This is a genomic window from Siphonobacter sp. SORGH_AS_1065, assembly GCF_030818595.1.
In the GTDB taxonomy this organism is placed as follows: domain Bacteria; phylum Bacteroidota; class Bacteroidia; order Cytophagales; family Spirosomataceae; genus Siphonobacter.
The window spans coordinates 567,539-586,296 of record NZ_JAUTAM010000004.1 but is presented as its reverse complement, the minus strand read 5'-3'; the positions used below and the strand labels follow the sequence as shown (position 1 = coordinate 586,296).

At 44.2% G+C, this 18,758-nt stretch carries 16 protein-coding genes; 6 read left to right on the top strand and 10 right to left on the bottom strand.

Annotated features, from left to right (window positions below; genetic code table 11):
- Positions 1-42: 42 nt before the first annotated feature.
- The gene (locus tag QE390_RS03165) at positions 43-501 is read right to left on the bottom strand and encodes an Lrp/AsnC family transcriptional regulator (protein ID WP_106637901.1); all 459 of its coding nucleotides are present in this window, start codon (positions 499-501) and stop codon (positions 43-45) included.
- A gap of 410 nt (positions 502-911) precedes the next feature.
- On the opposite strand from QE390_RS03165, the gene ald reads away from it, so the two are divergent.
- Positions 912-2,042 (top strand): alanine dehydrogenase, encoded by a 1,131-nt coding sequence (gene ald / locus QE390_RS03160; RefSeq protein ID WP_307141061.1) that lies wholly within the window; start codon positions 912-914, stop codon positions 2,040-2,042.
- 179 nt (positions 2,043-2,221) lie between these two features.
- On the opposite strand, the gene QE390_RS03155 is transcribed toward ald, so the two are convergent.
- The 4 genes from QE390_RS03155 to QE390_RS03140 form a co-directional block, all read right to left on the bottom strand.
- Positions 2,222-2,479 (bottom strand): acyl carrier protein, encoded by a 258-nt coding sequence (locus QE390_RS03155; protein ID WP_106637904.1) that lies wholly within the window; start codon positions 2,477-2,479, stop codon positions 2,222-2,224.
- A gap of 204 nt (positions 2,480-2,683) precedes the next feature.
- Positions 2,684-3,979, bottom strand: a complete 1,296-nt coding sequence (locus QE390_RS03150; protein WP_307141060.1) for a TolC family protein — start codon at positions 3,977-3,979, stop codon at positions 2,684-2,686.
- An 87-nt stretch (positions 3,980-4,066) separates the two neighbouring features.
- Positions 4,067-5,626, bottom strand: coding sequence for a DHA2 family efflux MFS transporter permease subunit (locus tag QE390_RS03145; protein ID WP_307141059.1), 1,560 nt, complete (start codon positions 5,624-5,626; stop codon positions 4,067-4,069).
- A gap of 85 nt (positions 5,627-5,711) precedes the next feature.
- Entirely contained in the window at positions 5,712-6,755 is a 1,044-nt protein-coding gene (locus QE390_RS03140) for an HlyD family secretion protein (RefSeq protein ID WP_106637907.1), read from the bottom strand.
- Between the two features lie 398 nt (positions 6,756-7,153).
- Between QE390_RS03140 and QE390_RS03135 the strand changes: the two genes are divergently transcribed.
- Entirely contained in the window at positions 7,154-7,741 is a 588-nt protein-coding gene (locus QE390_RS03135; RefSeq protein ID WP_307141058.1) for a MarR family winged helix-turn-helix transcriptional regulator, read from the top strand.
- A gap of 317 nt (positions 7,742-8,058) precedes the next feature.
- Here the strand turns inward: QE390_RS03135 and QE390_RS03130 are convergent, their stop codons facing one another.
- Both QE390_RS03130 and QE390_RS03125 read right to left on the bottom strand, forming a co-directional pair.
- Complete coding sequence (locus QE390_RS03130) at positions 8,059-9,492, bottom strand: ATP-dependent RecD-like DNA helicase (RefSeq protein ID WP_106637910.1); 1,434 nt, start codon at positions 9,490-9,492, stop codon at positions 8,059-8,061.
- Positions 9,493-9,633: 141 nt separating this feature from the next.
- Positions 9,634-10,107 carry an NUDIX hydrolase gene (locus tag QE390_RS03125; protein WP_307141057.1) on the bottom strand — a complete coding sequence of 158 codons (474 nt, stop codon included), beginning with the start codon at positions 10,105-10,107 and terminating at the stop codon, positions 9,634-9,636.
- Between the two features lie 221 nt (positions 10,108-10,328).
- Between QE390_RS03125 and QE390_RS03120 the strand changes: the two genes are divergently transcribed.
- The 3 genes from QE390_RS03120 (at position 10,329) to QE390_RS03110 (ending at position 13,718) form a co-directional block, all read left to right on the top strand.
- Positions 10,329-11,957, top strand: coding sequence for an ABC-F family ATP-binding cassette domain-containing protein (locus QE390_RS03120; RefSeq protein WP_106637912.1), 1,629 nt, complete (start codon positions 10,329-10,331; stop codon positions 11,955-11,957).
- Positions 11,958-12,043: 86 nt separating this feature from the next.
- On the top strand, positions 12,044-12,379 hold the full coding sequence (locus QE390_RS03115) for a translation initiation factor (protein WP_307141056.1): 336 nt from the start codon (positions 12,044-12,046) through the stop codon (positions 12,377-12,379).
- A gap of 379 nt (positions 12,380-12,758) precedes the next feature.
- Positions 12,759-13,718: an energy transducer TonB gene (locus QE390_RS03110; RefSeq protein ID WP_307141055.1), complete on the top strand. Its 960-nt coding sequence runs from the start codon at positions 12,759-12,761 to the stop codon at positions 13,716-13,718.
- A gap of 94 nt (positions 13,719-13,812) precedes the next feature.
- On the opposite strand, the gene QE390_RS03105 is transcribed toward QE390_RS03110, so the two are convergent.
- The 3 genes from QE390_RS03105 to QE390_RS03095 form a co-directional block, all read right to left on the bottom strand.
- Positions 13,813-14,202: a hypothetical protein gene (locus QE390_RS03105; RefSeq protein ID WP_106637915.1), complete on the bottom strand. Its 390-nt coding sequence runs from the start codon at positions 14,200-14,202 to the stop codon at positions 13,813-13,815.
- Positions 14,203-14,381: 179 nt separating this feature from the next.
- Positions 14,382-15,443 (bottom strand): cell wall metabolism sensor histidine kinase WalK, encoded by a 1,062-nt coding sequence (locus QE390_RS03100; protein ID WP_106637916.1) that lies wholly within the window; start codon positions 15,441-15,443, stop codon positions 14,382-14,384.
- A gap of 101 nt (positions 15,444-15,544) precedes the next feature.
- Positions 15,545-16,240: a response regulator transcription factor gene (locus QE390_RS03095; protein ID WP_106637917.1), complete on the bottom strand. Its 696-nt coding sequence runs from the start codon at positions 16,238-16,240 to the stop codon at positions 15,545-15,547.
- Positions 16,241-16,505: 265 nt separating this feature from the next.
- On the opposite strand from QE390_RS03095, the gene recQ reads away from it, so the two are divergent.
- Complete coding sequence (gene recQ, locus QE390_RS03090) at positions 16,506-18,728, top strand: DNA helicase RecQ (RefSeq protein WP_307141054.1); 2,223 nt, start codon at positions 16,506-16,508, stop codon at positions 18,726-18,728.
- The last annotated feature ends 30 nt before the right edge of the window (positions 18,729-18,758 follow it).

The window sequence follows — 18,758 nt, the reverse complement described above, 5'->3', positions numbered from 1 at the left end:
AGGCTGATGGCACAAGAACTTAACTTTCCCTTACCGGGCCATTCACAGTCCAATCAGGGTAGTGCTTTTTACCTCTTCCATCACGAACGAACTACTCATGTGCGAGACGCTGCTCAGGACGCTCAGTTTACTTTGATAAAAGGTGTTATACGCTTCCATATCAGCGACGATTACTTTCAGTAAATAATCGAAATTACCGGACACGACGCTACATTCCAGCACCTCGGGTAGTTTTCGAATCGCTTCATTGAATTCCTGGAAACTTTCCTGACGCTGTTTATCCAGGGTAACGAAGCAATACACCATCATCCCGCGACCAATCCGTTTCCGATCGACCAGAGCCACGTATTTTTCAATGATCTTCTGGTTTTCCAACTTCTTAATCCGGTCGTGAACGGGAGTAATACTTAAGTGAACACGTTCAGCTAATTCACGAACCGTGAGAAGAGCATTGTCCTGAAGAAGATTAAGTAACTGCCGGTCAATTGCATCCAGTTCCATGGCTTTTATAGATTTTGAAGGTTGAAATAAATGACTGTATTTTTAAAGTAAATCTCTACTGAAAAGTTATGAAATAACAAAAATGACCTGCATCTACAATCTTAAAGTGAGAAATAAATGATTAATAGGAAGCAAATAGGGTAAAAATGAACGTGCCGCTTTAGGGATAGCTGATCGATGCTTTTAAAAAAGGGGTACTGAAGCACAGAAATTTTTTCGGTTTTTAAAAAGGAATAGCTTTGATAACAGTAAAATAAACGAAAATATAATAACAAATCAAAACAAATTTCTTATTTATTTGATGAATAGCGAAATCTATTCTGAATGCATGAATTTTGTAGTCACAACGGGTACTCGTTGCAGCATTCATTTCATTAGCAGACTTCCTCCAAATTAAACTTGTTACGATCATGATTATTGGTGTTCCAAAGGAAATCAAGAACAACGAAAACCGCGTCGCACTAACGCCTGCGGGAGTAGCCGAATTCAAAAAACACGGTCACGAAGTCTACGTGCAGGCTACGGCTGGTGTTGGTAGTGGTATCAGCGACGAGGAATACGTTCAGGCTGGAGCAACCATTCTTCCTACTATCGAAGATGTGTATGACATCGCCGAGATGATTGTGAAGGTGAAAGAACCCATTGCTGCCGAATATCCGCTGATCAAAGCAAATCAATTACTGTTCACCTATTTCCACTTTGCTTCTTCGGAAGAGTTAACCTACGCCATGCTGAAAAGCGGAGCGGTTTGTTTAGCTTACGAAACGGTAGAGAAAAACGATCGTAGTCTGCCCCTGCTCGTTCCGATGAGTGAAGTAGCGGGTCGTATGGCGATTCAGGAAGGTGCAAAATACCTCGAAAAACCAATGGGTGGTCGTGGTATTCTGCTGGGTGGCGTTGCGGGCGTAAAACCTGCCAACGTATTAGTTTTAGGAGGAGGTATCGTAGGAACGCAGTCGGCGAAAATGGCCGCTGGTTTAGGAGCAAACGTAACGATTGTAGACATTAGCCTGCCTCGTCTGCGTTACCTGGAAGACATCATGCCCGCCAACGTAGATACCGTTATTTCCAATGAATATAACATTCGTCAGTTAATCCAGACCACTGATTTGATCATTGGTGGTGTGTTGATTCCTGGAGCTAAAGCTCCTTCGCTGATCACCCGTGATATGTTAAATCTGATGCGTCCCGGAACCGTAATGGTTGACGTAGCTATCGACCAGGGTGGATGTTTTGAAACGTCTCACGCGACTACTCACCAGGATCCTACGTTTGTTGTAGAAGGAATCGTACATTACTGTGTAGCAAACATGCCCGGTGCGGTGCCTTATACCTCTACCTTAGCCTTAACGAATGCGACTTTACCTTATGCAATTCAACTGGCAAATAAAGGCTGGAAAAAAGCCTGTCGTGAAAACGAAGAGCTGAAAAAAGGTCTTAACGTAGTGAATGGCAAGACGGTATACGCTGGCGTAGCGGAAGCCTGGAGTTTACCATTAACTCCTGTAGAAGATGTACTGGGGAAAGTTATCGTCGCTTAGTCTCACTTCTGGGTAAGAATAATAACAAATATCAACAACTGAAAACTGGAAACCGCTCAACGTTTTGAGCGGTTTTTTTATGCCTCAGACGGACGAAACGTATATAAACAAAATTACCGGCCCGCAAAGCAGGCCGGTAATCATCGTTCAACCTTCAACCTATCTGTCTTTTCTTTTTTTTAAGCTTTTTTCCGATTAAAACTTTGTTCAGTGACAGTAATCAAATCATGTACGTTTCGTACTGTCGACAAGGAATGATCGGGAATATTAATGTCGAATTGTTGTTCAATCATTACAACTAACTCGGTCATTTCTAAACTATTAAACCCAAAATCATTTTTAAAAGTTCGATTCAACTGAAAATATTCAGGGTTTATAAAAAAATGCTCCGTAACTACTTTTCGGATCGCCTGAGCGATTGCATTTGTGGTTTTCATGGCTCTATGGGCGACTCAGTTATATAACGTATCTCCTAAGAAAATAGTTTGTATACGTTACATCAAAATTTCATACCAGCGTTAATAACTGTTAAGTTTTGGGTTGTGAGTTTTGTGTTTAGAGTTCACTATAAAAATAGTGTGCTTCGATGAATAGAAATGATCAAATAACTCCCAACGCTAAACCCGCAACCCCAAACTCTACTACCAGATTTTTGTGCCTAGCAGTCGGTTTACTTCTAAACGTGCCAGGGCCTGCTGATATTGGTACTGGATACGTTGAAATTCTGCTTCTTCCAGAGCCGTTTGTGCGGACTGAATTTCCAGTTGGGTAATGACTCCGTTCTGGAAGCGAACGTCCGCCAGTTTCAGACCATATTTGGCTTCTTCTAGCTGGGTTTCTGAAAGTCGCAGTTTCTCAGAGGTTGAACGTAATTCTGATCGAGCCTGATCCAGTTGGGACTGAACCGCCACGGAAGCCGCTTCCGTGCCGTACTGACTCATTTGAAGATTTTTGCGGGCGATGTCTTCCTGAATGATATGACGCTTGCCGGAATAAATCGGAGCGGATAAATGGAAACCCAGGCCACCATTGAAACGGAACTTATCAATTTCAGGCTGGAAACCGTTTTTAAAGCCCGTATTGCCTACGAATGAGAGCGAGGGTAACTTGGCAGCCTTCGCGGCCTCGATGTCCTTCTCAGCGACCATTTCCTTCGTTTTCGAAACCCGAATGTCCCAGTTATTGGCTAGCGAAACGGAATCTTGTGAAGTCAGAGTAGCCAAATCAAAGCTGCCCGTGGTAGGAATGTCAGCGTGAACATCTTTCCCCACCAAAGAACTCAGCAGAATGAATTGACGGTCCAGTTGGTTACGTAAATCAACAATACGGGTTCTTACGTTTTTGTAACGAACGTTCGTAGCCACCAGGTTATAGTCAATTTCATCCCCGCTTTTGATCCGGTTTTCAATAACCTTTGCCGTTTCGCTCACCAGTGACTCCTGGGCTAGCTGAACGGTAATGGCTTTTTGCAGATAGACAATACTGAAGTAAATCTGAGCAACCTGATAGGCTAGCTGATGAGTAGCCTGTTCTACGTTCTGCTCGGATAAAATGCTTTCGATACGAGCTTTATCAATGGCTGCATTCGTTTTTCCCCAGTCATACACGGTTTGACTCACGGAAACGCCTACGTTATAGTTATTCCGGGGAGCAAACTGAATGGCATTGGAACCTAAGCCGGGAATTTCGAAAGCTACTTTCTGCAAAGGCCAGATGTACGTGTAGCTCGCGTCTCCGCTAACAGTGGGCTTATTACCCGATTCAGCTAATTGCGTGCGGCTCTGGCTCAGAGAAACGGCCTGGCGTTGTTGTTTCAGTTGGGGGTAATAGGCAATCGACTGACGAATGAGTCCATTCAGAACCTCGTCATTATTTTGTTGAGCAAAGGCCGCCGTACTCGTCAAAGCTACGAGGGCCAGTACTGGGAAGAATTTCATGATTAGTTGAGAGTTTGGGGTTTTGAGTTTTGAGTTTAGGGTTCGGAGTACATAACTCAAAACCTTCAACTCGAAACTCTAAACCTATTAATGGGCTTCGGCCATGGCGGCTGCGGCTGCGGCGATTTCTTCGGCTGATTTTTTCTTTTTCTGACGTAAGACTATCGTTAAGGGCAGAATAAGGATGAAGAACAGACCAACTACCCGGAACGTGTCCAGATAAGAAAGCAGATAGGCCTGCTTGTCAACGGCTAGTTCAAGCATTCGGTAAGCTCGCATGGTAGCTCCACCCATGGCCTGCAAACGTTGCGTCAGTAAAGGATTTCCCTCGTATAAATTGGCTACTAAATCCGAGCGGTGCTGAGCATAACGGATGGCTACGAAGTTGTTGGCCAAGGCTACACCAAAGGCTCCCCCTAACTGCCGAATCATGTTATTAATCGCGATGGCATTGGGGTATTCTTTTGGGGTAAGTCCGGCTACTGCTTGGTTAGTCAGGGGCAACTGAAGCAGAGAAATCCCGATTACCCGCATCATGTGAGCGGGGAAAAACTGCCATTGACTCGTGTTATCATCGAAAGTTCCGGCGTAAAAACCGAAGGCAATCATGAACAAAATACCCGTGATAATGAAGGGCAGGGGAGAAGCTCCCGCTGATAACCGTCTTCCTACAATCGGCATCATGAAGACCCCGATCAGCGTCGGCCAGAGTAATGACAAACCCGTCATCGTTGGGGTATATCCGTTAATCCGTTGAACCATTACGGGGTACACAAACATGGCCGTAAATAGACCAATACCCGCCACGAAGCTGAAGATTGTGGTTACCCCCAGTGTTCCTTTAGCCATTACCCGTAAGTCAACGACGGGGTGATCGGTGGTTAATTCCCGCCAGATGAATCCCACCATGCCAATGGTGGCGGTAATCGCTATCATCACAATAAGTCGGGACTCAAACCAGTCTTCTGATTCACCTTTTTCCAGCATAAACTGAAGGGAACCAATACCGACCATCAACAGAAGAATACCGATGTAATCAATTTTAATTTGATCTTTCTTTTGGCCTTCGCCTTCTTTCTTATCGATGTAGAGCATGGTTAACACTGCCGCCAGAATACCGACGGGAATGTTCACCAGGAAGATGTTGGCCCAGTGGTAATCTTCCACAATAATACCCCCTAATACAGGACCAAAGGTAGGGCCCATGATAATACCCATGGCAAAGATACCAGAAGCAATACCGCGTTTTTCGGGAGGGAAGGCATCAAAAATGATGGCCTGCGAGGTAGAAAGCAAGGCTCCACCTCCCACACCCTGAATGAAACGCCAGAATACTAACTCCCATAAATCCGTAGACTGACCGCAGAAATAGGAAGCAATGGTAAAGATGACAATGGAGGTGAGGTAATAGTTTTTCCGGCCAAAGTACTCGGCCAAGAAGCCCGTCATCGGAATGATAATTACGTTGGCGATGGCGTACGAGGTCACTACCCAGGCGATGTCCTCGATGGTTGCTCCCAGCGATCCGGCCATCTGGTTCAATGCCACGTTCACAATCGTCGTGTCAATCAACTCCATGATGGCAGCGGAAATTGCCGTAGCAACAATAATAGCCCGCTTAAATCCGGTTGGATAGGTTATTGCCATGTTTAGTTCTGTTTAGCATTTTGGGTTTAGCGTTTTTGGGTTTTAGTCATTTGGAACGCTAAACCCAAAACACTAAACTCAAAACCTATTTGGTTTTCACGCTAACTTCCACGTTCATACCGGCACGGAGTTGCTGACGGTATTTGGGTAAGTCTTCAATTTCAATTTTCACGGGAATCTTCTGGGTTACTTTTACGAAGTTACCCGAAGCGTTATCGGGAGGTAACAGGGAGAATTTGGCACCGGTGGCTTCACTGAAAGAAACGATTTTGCCTTTCATCGGCTGGTTAGGGAATGCATCTGCTGTGATGATTGCCTCAGCACCCATGCGTAAATGTTCTACCTGCGTTTCCTTGAAGTTGGCAACCACCCAAAGCGTACTGTCCTGCACAACGGTCATTACCGTTTGTCCATTCTGAATATACTGGCCGGGTTCTACGCTCTTGCGGCCAATCCGGCCCGACGAAGTAGCATATACTTTAGAATACGTCAGTTTCAGTTTTTGCTGGTCAATCCGGGCTTTCTGAACGTCCAAAGCAGCTTCGGCTTTGTGTAACGCTGAACGTAGTACGTCCAGCCGCGAACGGGAAGCCAGAATATCAGCCTGACCGGCTACATACTGTTGTTCAAGAACGTCCGCAGCGTTACGGCTGTCGTCCGACTGCTTACGGGTGATGGCTTTATCCGCTAATAGACGAGCGTCGCGTTCGGCGTCTGATTTTGATTTATCCCGACGTAAAGCCGTTGCTTTCAGGTTCGATTCCTGAGCCTTGATTGTCAGCTCGGCGTTGCGTAGGCTGGCTTTAGCGTTTTCTACGTCCGTTTCCATCTGACGATACGTAGCCTCCATTTCCGCCAGTTGCAGTTGATATTCATCAGAGTCAATCTCTAATAACAACTGTCCTTTTTCTACTTTGTCGTAATCATTGACGTTTACTGACTTTACGTATCCAGAGATACGGGGAAGCACGGGAACGAGGTAACTTTCAATCTGAGCGTTGTCGGTTTCTTCGTGTGTTTGAGCATGCTGGTAAGCGGAAAATCCGAACCACGCACCCACACCCAGTACAACGACCAGAATAACGCGGGGTAACATTTTGCGAAGTGAAGATTGTTCTGGCGTAGCCATAATTACATCTATTTATAAGTGGTTTTAAAATGGGATGCAGACCCGTATACTTTAATGAGATAGTCAACTAAATTGACAATGCAAATGTAAACTTAGTTGACTAAAAAAGTCAAGTAGGTTGACTATTATTTTTTTATAACTATTTTTGCATAGGATTTGTGCCTTAAATACCAAAGTTCCTCAAAGACTACGGCATATAATGGCGATTATTATTATTAAATGATTGTAAATCAATTATTTGTGTTTTGGTGATTGATTTTATAGAAAATGTTCCTGGAAACATAAATTGAAACCTATGATTTGTATTTTGTACTTTTTTAATTAATATTAAATTTACATTAAACTGAAAAAGAAAAGATTTTCGAATATTTTGAAATCTTTTCTGAGCATATAAAGTGATGGACAAGGAATTAAAAGAAAGGCTCGAAGCATTTAAAGCTCACCGGAACCGGATCATGGGACGGTTACTAAGTAGGGCTTTCAGAATAGTGGTGGATGTTTCAAGCCAGAAATTGGCGGAATCGGGCCATGAGTCGTATCGACTGGGACATTTGGTATTAATGGTACATATTGATTTGGACGGTTCGACTATTAATGAGCTAGCCGCCGTCCTGGGTATTACCAAACAGGCTGTTAGCAAGATTGTGAAGGAGTTGCAGGAGCAGGGATACGTAGAAACGGAAAAGCACCCCGACGATGCTCGTTCAGTATTAGTAAAAATTACCAATAAAGGAGCTCGTTTTACACTGGAATGGCAGTCATGCACGAAGGTGGTTGATCGAAAGTTCGAGGAAATTTTGGGAGCGGAACGATTGGAGATACTAAAGGATATTCTGGTGGATTTGGCTGATTATCACGAAAACAAACTCAAGGAAGAACTAACCGAAGCCTCTGAAGGTCGCCGGACGCAGTGGCTGGAAATATTGCAGCAAAAAACTGTAAACTACCCCCTGCAATCGGTGCCGAAGGGAGACAAGAAAAAATAAATCTTGAAGATTAACTTATGAAAGCGGCGTTTCAGCACGGAAACGCCGCTTTTGTATATACTTCACTTACTCAACCGTAAGTATGGCGGTATTCATAAAGTAAAGAATTGGTTGTTAGTGTAGGTTATAAAAGGCAATAGCTAATCTTACAAACGGGCTTTCTGAAAATTAAAAGTCGTTCAGGTAGAGAGAATCAGTGAGGGCTTGAAAGAAGGCAATAGTTTGAGTGATAGTTAGTTAAAGGATAGGTGGCTGAAAGATAAAGACGATCGCAAAATAGAAAAAGCCGATTAATAAAAATCGGCTTTCGTAAGAAGTTACTCAAAAAAATCACTGTGAAAATTCACTAGAAACACTTCCAGGCTGGCCCGCGTCATGGCGGTATATAACCATCGGACAAAGTCAGCATTTACCTGTTCCAGCGTCAGGTAACCCTGATCAACAAAAACGGCACTCCACTGGCCGCCCTGCGATTTATGGCAGGTAAGAGCATAGGCAAATTTCACCTGCAAAGCATTCAGATAAGGATCTTTCCGAATCTCCTGCATCCGCTCGCGTTTGGAAGCAATGTGTTCGTAATCGGCAGATACCCCATCGTAAAGCATTTTATTTTCTTCTTTACTCAACGAAGGTAAGGGACTGTCGAGGGTATTAAGGGTAATTTTGGCATCAAACGGCGGTTGATCGGGATAATCCGAAAGTTGCAGCAGACAATTGGCAAAACGTAGACCGTATTGTTCTTCGTAGCCTCTGATTTTCAGAACTTCCACAAAATCGCCATTGGCCAGAAAACCCGCTGGAGAATCTTCGTCCAGCACGGTATAATTATTCCGAACCACCATCAGCCGGTCGCCCGTTGAAATTTCATCTTCCTGATACTTGATCCGGGCTCGAATGTATCGGTTATAAGCTACCGCCGTTTTGTTGGAGCGGGTAATGACAATGGTATTTTCCTCGCCGTATTTCCGATAAGCATAATTCAAACCGTCTTCCAGTTTCTCGCCCGTCATGCGGTAGCAGTCCCGGAAACCTTTAGTGATGAGACGAATTTCAGGAATTTTATCCCAGAGAATTTCCCGTAATCGGGTCGCATTGGCCAGAATTCCTGAATCGTTATCCTGCCGCATAACCTCCGTCATTTCCACTTCCATCACGGACATGTGAAAGTTGTCTCGTAAATAGGAAGCATCCAGAGCTGGACTATCATCTTTACCCACGGGAGGTAACTGAGCCAGGTCACCCACAAAAACCAGTTTGTTAGGGTCTCCTTCTTCATTACCAAACGTGTATTCCACCAGGTCAGTTAACAAACCCTGCATGCCGCCAAAATCAGCTTCGTCAGCAATCATGGAGGCCTCATCAACGATGAAAACCGTATTGGTATGGTAGTTATTCTGACGACGAAATTCCAGGCCGCCGCTGTATTTATTCGTAACCTGACGATAGATTTTTTTGTGGATCGTCGTGGCTTTTTTTCGGGAGTACGTCGCCATGACCTTGGCTGCTCGTCCAGTAGGAGCTAGCAATACCGTTCGAAAACCCAGTTTAGGCAGACTTTTCACCAACGTGCTGATGAGCGTGGTTTTCCCCGTACCCGCATATCCTTTCAACAGAAAGGTCTGAGCATCGTCATTGGATAGAAATTTTTCCATCAAATTAAAAAGCTCCAGCTGACCTTTGGTGGGCTGAAAAGGGAACTTCTGCCGAAGCAGAAACGCGGGCGTTGGGGTATCAGATTTCGGTGTATTCACAAAAACAAAGATAAGAAATTTGGGTCGGAAGAATAGGGAACCTTACCAGTAGAGACGCGATTAATCGCGTCTGGTCGGGGAATGAAACTACTTTCAAATCAATCAAAATGTCTTTTACCCAGACGCAATCAACCAGCCTCTCTACTGGAGGCCGTAACCACCGGGTTGAAGTAAGGCTTCCAGCGACTGGTATTTATGGAAAATGGAATGCACATGATCAGCAGGCAGGGCTTTCAGTTCTGACCAGGATAACCAGGCAGCTTCTTCCATAATCTGTTGGGTAAACTCTGGATCATGGCCCAGTAATAAGTTTCCCGAGATAACAGAAACGCGGAAAAATAATTCCAGCGTATGCAAAGGCGAACGGATAAACTCATTCACGAAAAGTAGCTCGCCTGCTTCAACGGTTAACTGCGTTTCTTCCTGAAATTCACGGATTAACGCTTCTGGAATGGACTCCCCAAATTCCAGACTACCACCCGGCGGCGACCAGAATGAACCGTCATGAAATAAGGCTTTATGTTTGATGACCAATACTCGATCTTCCTGCACGGCAATGCCACACACTCGCACCCGCACGTAACCGCCGAATTTTTCTAATACTTCTGTACTCATGATACCTAGCTCAACTTTTTGGACAATATACGTGTTTGAATAGTATAAAGGAAAGCTCAGGAGGTTGCCAGCAGGATTTCGGAAAGAAAGCCTAGAATGTCGCTGGCCAGGCCATGCTGGCAGCGATTCAGTAGAGAGGATATTCACCCGAAAACCTCAGGGAAGCTTTCTAAAAACCGCCTGAAAATCCGTACCTTTGCACTTTGAAAACCAGATACTAGATGCTATCAGTAAGTAATATTTCGCTCCGCTTCGGAAAGCGGGTTTTATTTGAAGACGTAAACTTAAAATTTGTTCCGGGTAACGTGTATGGCTTGATTGGTGCCAACGGAGCCGGAAAATCTACCTTTGTAAAAATCCTTTCGGGAGAAATTGAACCCACCACGGGCTCGGTAACGCTGGATCCCGGTGAGCGGATGTCGTTTCTGAATCAAAACCAGAATGCCTATGATGATCAGACCGTTCTGAACACGGTAATCATGGGTAACGACAGGCTGTATAAAGTAATGATTGAAAAGGATGAAATCTACGCAAAAGCAGATTTCACCGAAGAGGACGGTAACCGGGCGGCTGATCTGGAAGCAGAATTTGCCGAAATGAACGGTTGGGAAGCTGAGTCCGATGCAGCAGCTTTATTATCCGGTCTGGGTATCAAAGAAGACACTCACTACACGCTGATGGCTGACATGAACCCTTCCGAAAAAGTGAAGGTGCTGTTAGCTCAAGCCCTGTTTGGTAACCCTGATATTCTGTTACTCGATGAGCCTACGAACAACTTGGACATTGATTCCATCCTGTGGCTCGAAGAGTTTTTAATGAACTTCAAGAATACGGTAATCGTAGTCAGCCACGACCGTCACTTCCTGGATAACGTTTGTACGTATATTGCTGACCTTGACTTTGGTAAAATCCAGATTTATGGGGGTAACTACACCTTCTGGTACGAATCAAGTCAGTTGGCCGCTCGTCAGAAAGCCGATCAGAATAAAAAGGCTGATGAAAAGCGTAAAGAATTGGAAGAGTTCATCCGTCGTTTCTCGGCCAACGTGGCGAAATCCCGTCAGGCAACGGCTCGTCAGAAGATGTTGGATAAACTTCAGGTGGATGAAATCAAGCCTTCCAGCCGTCGGTATCCTTACATCGGTTTCAAACCCGAACGTGAAATTGGCGATCAGGTATTAAGCGTAGAGAACCTGAGTTACGTCTTGGAGGACGGTACTACCCTGTTCAAAAATCTGTCCTTTAATACCCTGAACGATCAGAAAATCGCTTTCCTGAGTAAAGATGGTCTGGCCGTTTCGGCTCTGTTCGACATTCTGATGGGCGAGCGTAAACCCACCACCGGAACGTTCAACTGGGGAGTAACTACCACGCAAAGTTACCTGCCTAACGATAACACGAAGTACTTCTCAGACGGAAGCCTGAACCTCGTGGACTGGTTACGTCAGTATTCGGCAGAAAAAGACGAGACGTTTGTGCGTAGCTTCCTGGGCCGGATGCTCTTCTCGGGTGAAGAAGCCCTGAAGAAGTCTACCGTATTATCCGGGGGTGAAAAACAACGTTGCATGTTCTCGAAAATGATGCTCTCGGGAGCGAACGTACTCTTACTCGATGAACCTACCAACCACTTGGACCTGGAATCTATTCAGGCCCTGAACAAGGGAATGGAAGACTTCCCAAGTGTGATGTTGTTTGCCTGCCATGATCACCAGTTGACGCAAACTGTAGCCACCCGGATCATCGAGTTAACGCCTAAAGGTTGTCTGGATAAACTCATGACCTTCGATGAGTACTTAACCGATAACCGCATCAAAGAACAACGCGAAGCCCTCTACGGCGAGAAAGTATAATTTTGGGGTTGGTTGTTGTTGGTTAATAGTTGTTAGTAAAACAAAAGACTATCAACTAACAACAACCAACTAACAACTAAAAAAAGATGGCAAAGAAGAACTATACCGGCGTAGTGTATTCAACAGATCCTGATTTTCAGTATCAGTCTGATGAAGCTTCGGAGGCGGCTACCTTGCCACCCCAGCAGCAGAACCTGAAAGTGCAACTGGATAAGAAATTACGCGGGGGTAAACAGGTAACTTTAGTAACGGGTTTCGTTGGAACGGAAGATGATTTAGCGGATTTAGGTAAGAAACTAAAAACGCTTTGTGGCGTAGGCGGTTCGGCTAAAGATGGCGAAATTATCGTGCAGGGAGACCAGCGGGACAAAGCCTTGAAATGGTTACTCGAAAAAGGATATAAAGCCAAACGAGTAGGTTAATCTACCTTTTATAAGTCTTAGAGATCAATTAATAAAAAGCTGTTGATGCAAATCGACAGCTTTTTTAGTTTTGGGAATACGCTATCTATTGGTTTTATAGAATTTGTATCTATAGCCATAATAAGGGTAGGTAAAGAATTGATGAAGATGTTAGGTAGAGTAGTAATGAGCTTGGTATGAATGGATTTTCCAAGGGCTGTTATTCTAGTAAATAAGAAAAATGATTTTGTGAGTATAGGGACATGATGAAACGAATCGAGGGTTATTTTTTGCCGACAGTCCTATTAGTAATGGTTAGGACTATTCAAGACAAATACTTAATTTATACATTTGCTTGCATAATTGTTCATTAATACGTGTTTACCTAATTTCTCTAGTTATGAAATACATTTTACTTTTTGCCTTACTCGTTTGGAATCAGGTTCAGGCCCAGTCTGTTTATAGAATTTTTTATACGAAAGACGGAGAAGAAGTTCAAACCGAAAACGTAGCTCAGTATTATCGGGATATTACTAAAATAAATGACACTACGTATCGGGTTATTCAATATTCAAAAACTAATGTGCTACAGTCAGAAGCCTATGTAAGAAATATATTACCCTTCGTTTTTCATGGGAGATATGTAAGTTATTACGATAATCAACAGATTGAATCTGAGGGATTTTATGAGAATGGCCGCCAAAAAGGTCTCTGGAAAAGATACTATTCTAATGGCCAGCTAAAAGAAGAAGGTAACTATGTAACTCGGGTAGTTAAACATAAAGAATATACAAATCAGTATCAGGAATTTATAGTAGATACCTATAAAGATTCAACGGGTAATACACTGGTAGAAAATGGTACGGGAGATTTTAGAACTTTCTTTGAAAATGGAGAAGTAAAAGAAATAGGGCGTTACGAATCAGGTGAGAAAGTAGGTGTATGGAAAGCGTTCAGAAAGAGCAGACACCCCTTATACGAAGAGCAGTATACGAAAGGCATTCTTGATTCTGGTGTAAGTTATGATTCGCTAGGAAAAGCATATGCGTATAAAGTCATAGAAGAATCGGCCGAGTTTAAAGGTGGTGTTAAAGCGATGTATTCATTCCTAGCTAAAGCTATGAGGTATCCTGTTGAAGCTCAACGGTCGCGTATGCAGGGCAAAGTATTTACTTCATTTATTATTGATTCGAAAGGCGGTATTTCAGACATTAAAGTATTAAAAAGCCCGGGTAACCCTTTGTCCTATGAAGCCATACGCGTCATTGAGTATATGGCTGGCAAGTGGGAGCCGGGCAAGCAAAGAGGGCAGGCGGTTAAGTCAAGATATAATCTTCCACTTAGTTTTATGCTTGACTAAGGTTAGAGAGATTTTCTCTTACTTCATTTTACTTGTGAATGATGAAAAATACCAACTACCTAAACAGCATAAGTGTTTGGATAGTTGGTATAACTTACACATTATCCGTACTCTTCAAAGCCCAATACACCAGTAAAGGTTGGAATAACAAACGGACCAATCGTTTATTGTCAGTATCGAGTCCGAAGGCATCACGAGAGTGAGTGTATTGAGCGATATTACCCGGGAAAACAGCCGTAAAGAAGGACGCAGCAATTTTACCAACGGCCTTTTTATTTTTCTTATTCGTTAAAAGAAGGCTGGCCCCTAAAGCAATTTCGGCGTAACCCGAATACACTACCGTATCGTCTTTTTTGAGAGGAACCCAGTTAGGCACCTGAGCTTTAAAATCTTTTCTGGCAAAGGTTAAGTGACTGATTCCGGCGAAAACGAGGGAACCTCCCAGAAGTAATCGAGCTGCTGTTGTTAATTTTTCTTTTTCCATACTAGCGTTGATAAGAGTGAGTATGCGTATAAATCAATAAAAAAACGGGCCTCAGTTCAGTGGCTGAGACCCGTTTTTAGGTAGCGTATTGGTAATGAGTAAATTAACCGCTATAGAGGATTGATTAAAACCTAGGTAATGAAAGGATCGTACGGGGTGTTCTTTAGACGGTACGTAACTTACAATTGCAATGAATACGCCATCTTTTCATCAATTTTATCAAGCTTGAAACTGAACGTAGTTCCTTTGTCAACGCGACTCATCACGGTAATTTTCGATTTATGAGCATTGACAATGTGCTTTACAATGGCTAGCCCCAGTCCGGTGCCGCCTTTTTCTTTGGAACGTGACTTTTCTACGCGGTAAAAACGTTCGAAAATGCGATTCAGGTGTTCGGGAGGAATGCCCGGGCCGTCATCTTTCACCTCGATGGTCCAGTCCTTTTTATCTTCGGTAAACGTTACATCCACCTTTCCTCCATCGCGACCATACTTAATGGCATTGTCAATCAGGTTGGTCAACGCTTGTGAAATGCGGTAGGCATCGGCCTTGACAAAGATCTGATTATGAAACGTATGAAGCTTTACCTTGATGTTTCGCTGATTGGCTCGCGGTTCCAGCTGTTCAATTACCTCCTGCGTAACCTTAATCACATCTACGCGTTCACGGTGCATTTTAATTTCACCCGCTTCAATTTGAGAAAGGGTTAACAGGTCAGCTACCAGTACATCCAGGCCATCAAGACTTTTCGCGGCTTTTTGCAGGAATTTATCCCGAACGCGTTCGTCGTCTTTAGCTCCGTCAATTAACGTATGAATGAAGCCTTGAGCGGCAAAAATGGGCGTTTTTAATTCGTGTGAAACATCGGCCAGAAACTCCCGGCGAAATTGTTCCATTCGACGGAGCTCGTCAATTTCCCGCTGCTTCTTAGCGACGTAAACGAAGATGTCGTTGTTAAGCTTTTTCAACGGATTGACGCTCTTGGCTACTTTCTTTTTCGAAAAGCTAAAATCACTGAGTTTCAATCGCTGAATCGTGTCATAGATTTTATTGATTTCTTCGAAAATCAGATAATCCAGCACGTAAAAAACCAGAATGAGTGTAGCAAAGAAAGAAGTGGCTCCGGCAATGAAGATCGTGCCGCCGGGCGTACCGGGAACGAACCAGAGAAACCCGCTGGTAATCGCCGAAATCAAAACGGCCAGCAGCAAAGAAATTACCTTAGGATTTAGGGGGGACATGCGTAGAGTTTAGGGTTTTAAAGTTTAGGGTGGCCGCCGCTGCGGTTTAGAGTTTTGGGTTAAAAAGAACTCAAAACTCTAAACCCTAAACATAAACCGCCTTATTCGCCCTCGGCGTTGAACATGTAGCCTACGCCTTTTAGGGTTTTAATGTAGGTTTCACCAATTTTTTCGCGGAGCTTTCGAATGTGTACGTCTACGGTACGTTCCAGCACATAGATGTCGGCACCCCAGATGCGTTGCAGTAACTCTTCCCGATTGAAAACTTTGTCTGGGTGCTGAGCCAGGAAAAACAGCAGTTCAAATTCTTTTTTAGGCAGAACCACCGAACCAAAGTTACCCGTCACCGTATAGTTTTGTCGGTTAATGGACAAACCAGCCGTTTCGATGCGATCACCGGGATCGGTTTTCTGAGCTTCCCGGCGGAACAGGGCCTTAATCCGGCTCATCAGAGCCCGGGGTTTGATGGGCTTGGTGATGTAGTCGTCGGCTCCAATTTCGAAGGCCGCAATTTCTGAATACTCCTCCGAACGGGCCGTCAGGAAAAGAATGTAACTGCCCTTCATTTCGGCCAGCTCACGCAACTGGCGAGCGGTTTCGATGCCATCCTGCTGGGGCATCATGATATCTAACAATACAAGGTCTGGAGAAAAATTTCGGGCAATTTCAACGGCTTTTTTGCCATCGTAGGCCGATTCAATGTCGTATCCCTCTTTTTCAAGATTATATTGAAGTAATTCAATAATGTCGGGATCATCGTCCACCAAAAGGATTTTGTAGGCGGGCGTAGTGCTCATGGGGAAGTATTTTTAGCTCCATACAAAGTTAAATGAAATTTATGGCTTTAAAAGAGTGTTATCCTTTCATGAAAATTACTTTAAGGTAAGATTAATAATTCCATAACATACGCTTTATGTAATGGTAACAAACGATGATTATCCTTCGTATTTATTCATTGGTAAAGTCTGATTTGATCCCTTCATTACTTTTGAGGGTAAAAATATAAATACCTGATTCACTGATAATAAATTCCACCTAGTCCTATTTGTAAACATAGCTTTTATGTCATTAATGATTTCAACGAAAGAGCAGGTTCTCAAACAATATTTTGGTTACGATCAGTTCAGACCCCTTCAGGCTGATATTATCGACACGGTTCTGGCGGGAAAAGATTGTCTGGTACTGATGCCCACGGGTGGTGGAAAGTCGGTTTGTTACCAGGTGCCGGCAATGGTGCTGGACGGTCTGACGATTGTCATTTCTCCGCTCATTGCTCTCATGCAGGATCAGGTGCAGGGGCTGGTGGCGAATGGCATTCCGGCGGCTTTTCTGAATTCTACTTTGAGTAACTCCGAGCAGGAATCGGTCATCTGGAAAGTAAAGCTTGGCGAGTTGAAATTATTATACGTTTCTCCCGAGCGTTTGTTCGCCGGTAATTTTCTCAACTGGCTGAAAGAGCAGAAAATAAGCCTGTTTGCGGTGGATGAATCACACTGTATTTCCTTCTGGGGGCACGACTTCCGGCCAGAATATACGCAGTTACATCGCATTAAAGAAAGTTTTCCCGAAGTACCCATTATTGCTCTGACAGCCACTGCCGATAAGGTTACCCGGAAGGATATTCTTCATCAATTGGGTATTCCCGACGCTCCTACGTTTCTGGCTAGTTTTGACCGTCCGAATTTGAGTTTGACCGTATTGCCAGGACGTAAACGCCTGCAACAAATTCAGGATTTTCTGGACGAACACCCCAATCAGCCCGGAATTATTTATTGCCTGAGCCGGAAGTCAACCGAAACCGTGGCGGCGAGCTTGCAGAAGGAGGGGTATCAGGTAAAATATTACCATGCGGGTTGCGACGCAGCTTACCGAACGCAAACCCAGGCAGAGTTTCTGAAAGATGACATTCAGATTATCGTAGCGACGATTGCCTTCGGCATGGGCATTGATAAATCGAACGTACGCTGGATCATTCATTACAACCTGCCCAAAAATGTCGAAAGTTTCTATCAGGAAATTGGCCGGGCGGGGCGGGATGGGTTACCTGCCGATACCGTACTTTTTTATAGCTACCAGGACGTTGCCCAACTGACCGAAATGATTATCAAATCGGAACAGAGTACGGAGCAGAAAGACTTGCTCAAAGCAAAGCTGGATCGCATGAAGCAGTACGCTCAGGCGGACATTTGCCGACGCCGGATTCTGATTAGTTACTTTAACGAAACTGTTGAAAAAGACTGTGGCAATTGCGATGTATGTCGGAATCCGAGAACGCTCATTGACGGAACCGTTATTGCCCAGAAAGCACTTTCAGCCATTGCCCGAACGGATCAGAAAATTGCAATGGGAATGCTCATTGATATTCTGCGAGGCAGTCACAATCAGAATATTCTTCGTCATGGGTATGATCAGTTGAAAACCTATGGAGTCGGACGGGATTTGAAGACGGAGGAGTGGGTGGAATACATCGGACAGTTACTCAATTCGGGGATCATTGACATTGCCTACGACGAAGGCCATGCCTTTAAACTGAATGAGATGAGTACGCAGGTATTACGTGGGAACCGGCCCGTTTCTCTGGTGCAGTTTGTGCCCTTTGAAAAACGTAAAAGTCAGGAAATAGAAGCCGAAGAAAAAGCTTCTAAAACCAAACGCGAAGTGGTTCGGGATGCCCTGTTTGAACGCTTACGTACACTCCGTAAACAAATTGCCGATTCACTGGGAATGCCGCCTTTCGTGGTTTTCAGTGATGCTACTTTATCCGACATGGCTCAGAAGCGTCCCTTGAACCACGCTCAGTTTTTGCAGATTTCGGGGGTAGGTGAGCAGAAAGATCGGCAGTTTGGCGAGGTTTTTATTAACGAAATTCTGGCGTTTATTCAGGAAAATCCGCAGGCCGTTCGAACCGAGAAAGGGCAAACCTATGCTTTAACCCTGGAGTTATACAAGCGGAATTTATCCATTGAAGAAATGGCTGAGCAACGAAGCCTGGCCATATCTACCATTTTTAGTCACTTACAAAAACTAAAAGCGGAAGGTGAAACCATTGATTTAACGAAGTTTATCTCCGAGCGGACGAAAGAAACCATTCTGGAAGCGGCTCGTCAGCTAGGGATTCCCATTGCTGAAAATGCTCCCATTGGGCCCTTACTTGAAAACTTTGGCGATACCTATCAATCCTGGCAGTTACGTCTGGCCTTTCTCATTGCCGGGGAAGGCGTTCGGATGGATGTAGAAGCCTGGCGGGAAGAACGCGGCTTACCGCCACGTCCGGTAAAAGAATAGGGATTTTTAAGAAAAATTAGGTTATTTACG

What these genes read in the sequence shown, in the direction of transcription:
- QE390_RS03150 (WP_307141060.1), bottom strand. Translation starts at nt 3,979, where the DNA reads ATGAAATTCTTCCCAGTACTGGCCCTCGTAGCTTTGACGAGTACGGCG.
- QE390_RS03165 (WP_106637901.1), bottom strand. Translation starts at nt 501, where the DNA reads ATGGAACTGGATGCAATTGACCGGCAGTTACTTAATCTTCTTCAGGAC.
- ald (WP_307141061.1), top strand. Translation starts at nt 912, where the DNA reads ATGATTATTGGTGTTCCAAAGGAAATCAAGAACAACGAAAACCGCGTC.
- QE390_RS03145 (WP_307141059.1), bottom strand. Translation starts at nt 5,626, where the DNA reads ATGGCAATAACCTATCCAACCGGATTTAAGCGGGCTATTATTGTTGCT.
- QE390_RS03100 (WP_106637916.1), bottom strand. Translation starts at nt 15,443, where the DNA reads ATGTCCCCCCTAAATCCTAAGGTAATTTCTTTGCTGCTGGCCGTTTTG.
- QE390_RS03115 (WP_307141056.1), top strand. Translation starts at nt 12,044, where the DNA reads ATGGCAAAGAAGAACTATACCGGCGTAGTGTATTCAACAGATCCTGAT.
- recQ (WP_307141054.1), top strand. Translation starts at nt 16,506, where the DNA reads ATGTCATTAATGATTTCAACGAAAGAGCAGGTTCTCAAACAATATTTT.
- QE390_RS03140 (WP_106637907.1), bottom strand. Translation starts at nt 6,755, where the DNA reads ATGGCTACGCCAGAACAATCTTCACTTCGCAAAATGTTACCCCGCGTT.
- QE390_RS03155 (WP_106637904.1), bottom strand. Translation starts at nt 2,479, where the DNA reads ATGAAAACCACAAATGCAATCGCTCAGGCGATCCGAAAAGTAGTTACG.
- QE390_RS03095 (WP_106637917.1), bottom strand. Translation starts at nt 16,240, where the DNA reads ATGAGCACTACGCCCGCCTACAAAATCCTTTTGGTGGACGATGATCCC.
- QE390_RS03125 (WP_307141057.1), bottom strand. Translation starts at nt 10,107, where the DNA reads ATGAGTACAGAAGTATTAGAAAAATTCGGCGGTTACGTGCGGGTGCGA.
- QE390_RS03135 (WP_307141058.1), top strand. Translation starts at nt 7,154, where the DNA reads ATGGACAAGGAATTAAAAGAAAGGCTCGAAGCATTTAAAGCTCACCGG.
- QE390_RS03120 (WP_106637912.1), top strand. Translation starts at nt 10,329, where the DNA reads ATGCTATCAGTAAGTAATATTTCGCTCCGCTTCGGAAAGCGGGTTTTA.
- QE390_RS03110 (WP_307141055.1), top strand. Translation starts at nt 12,759, where the DNA reads ATGAAATACATTTTACTTTTTGCCTTACTCGTTTGGAATCAGGTTCAG.
- QE390_RS03105 (WP_106637915.1), bottom strand. Translation starts at nt 14,202, where the DNA reads ATGGAAAAAGAAAAATTAACAACAGCAGCTCGATTACTTCTGGGAGGT.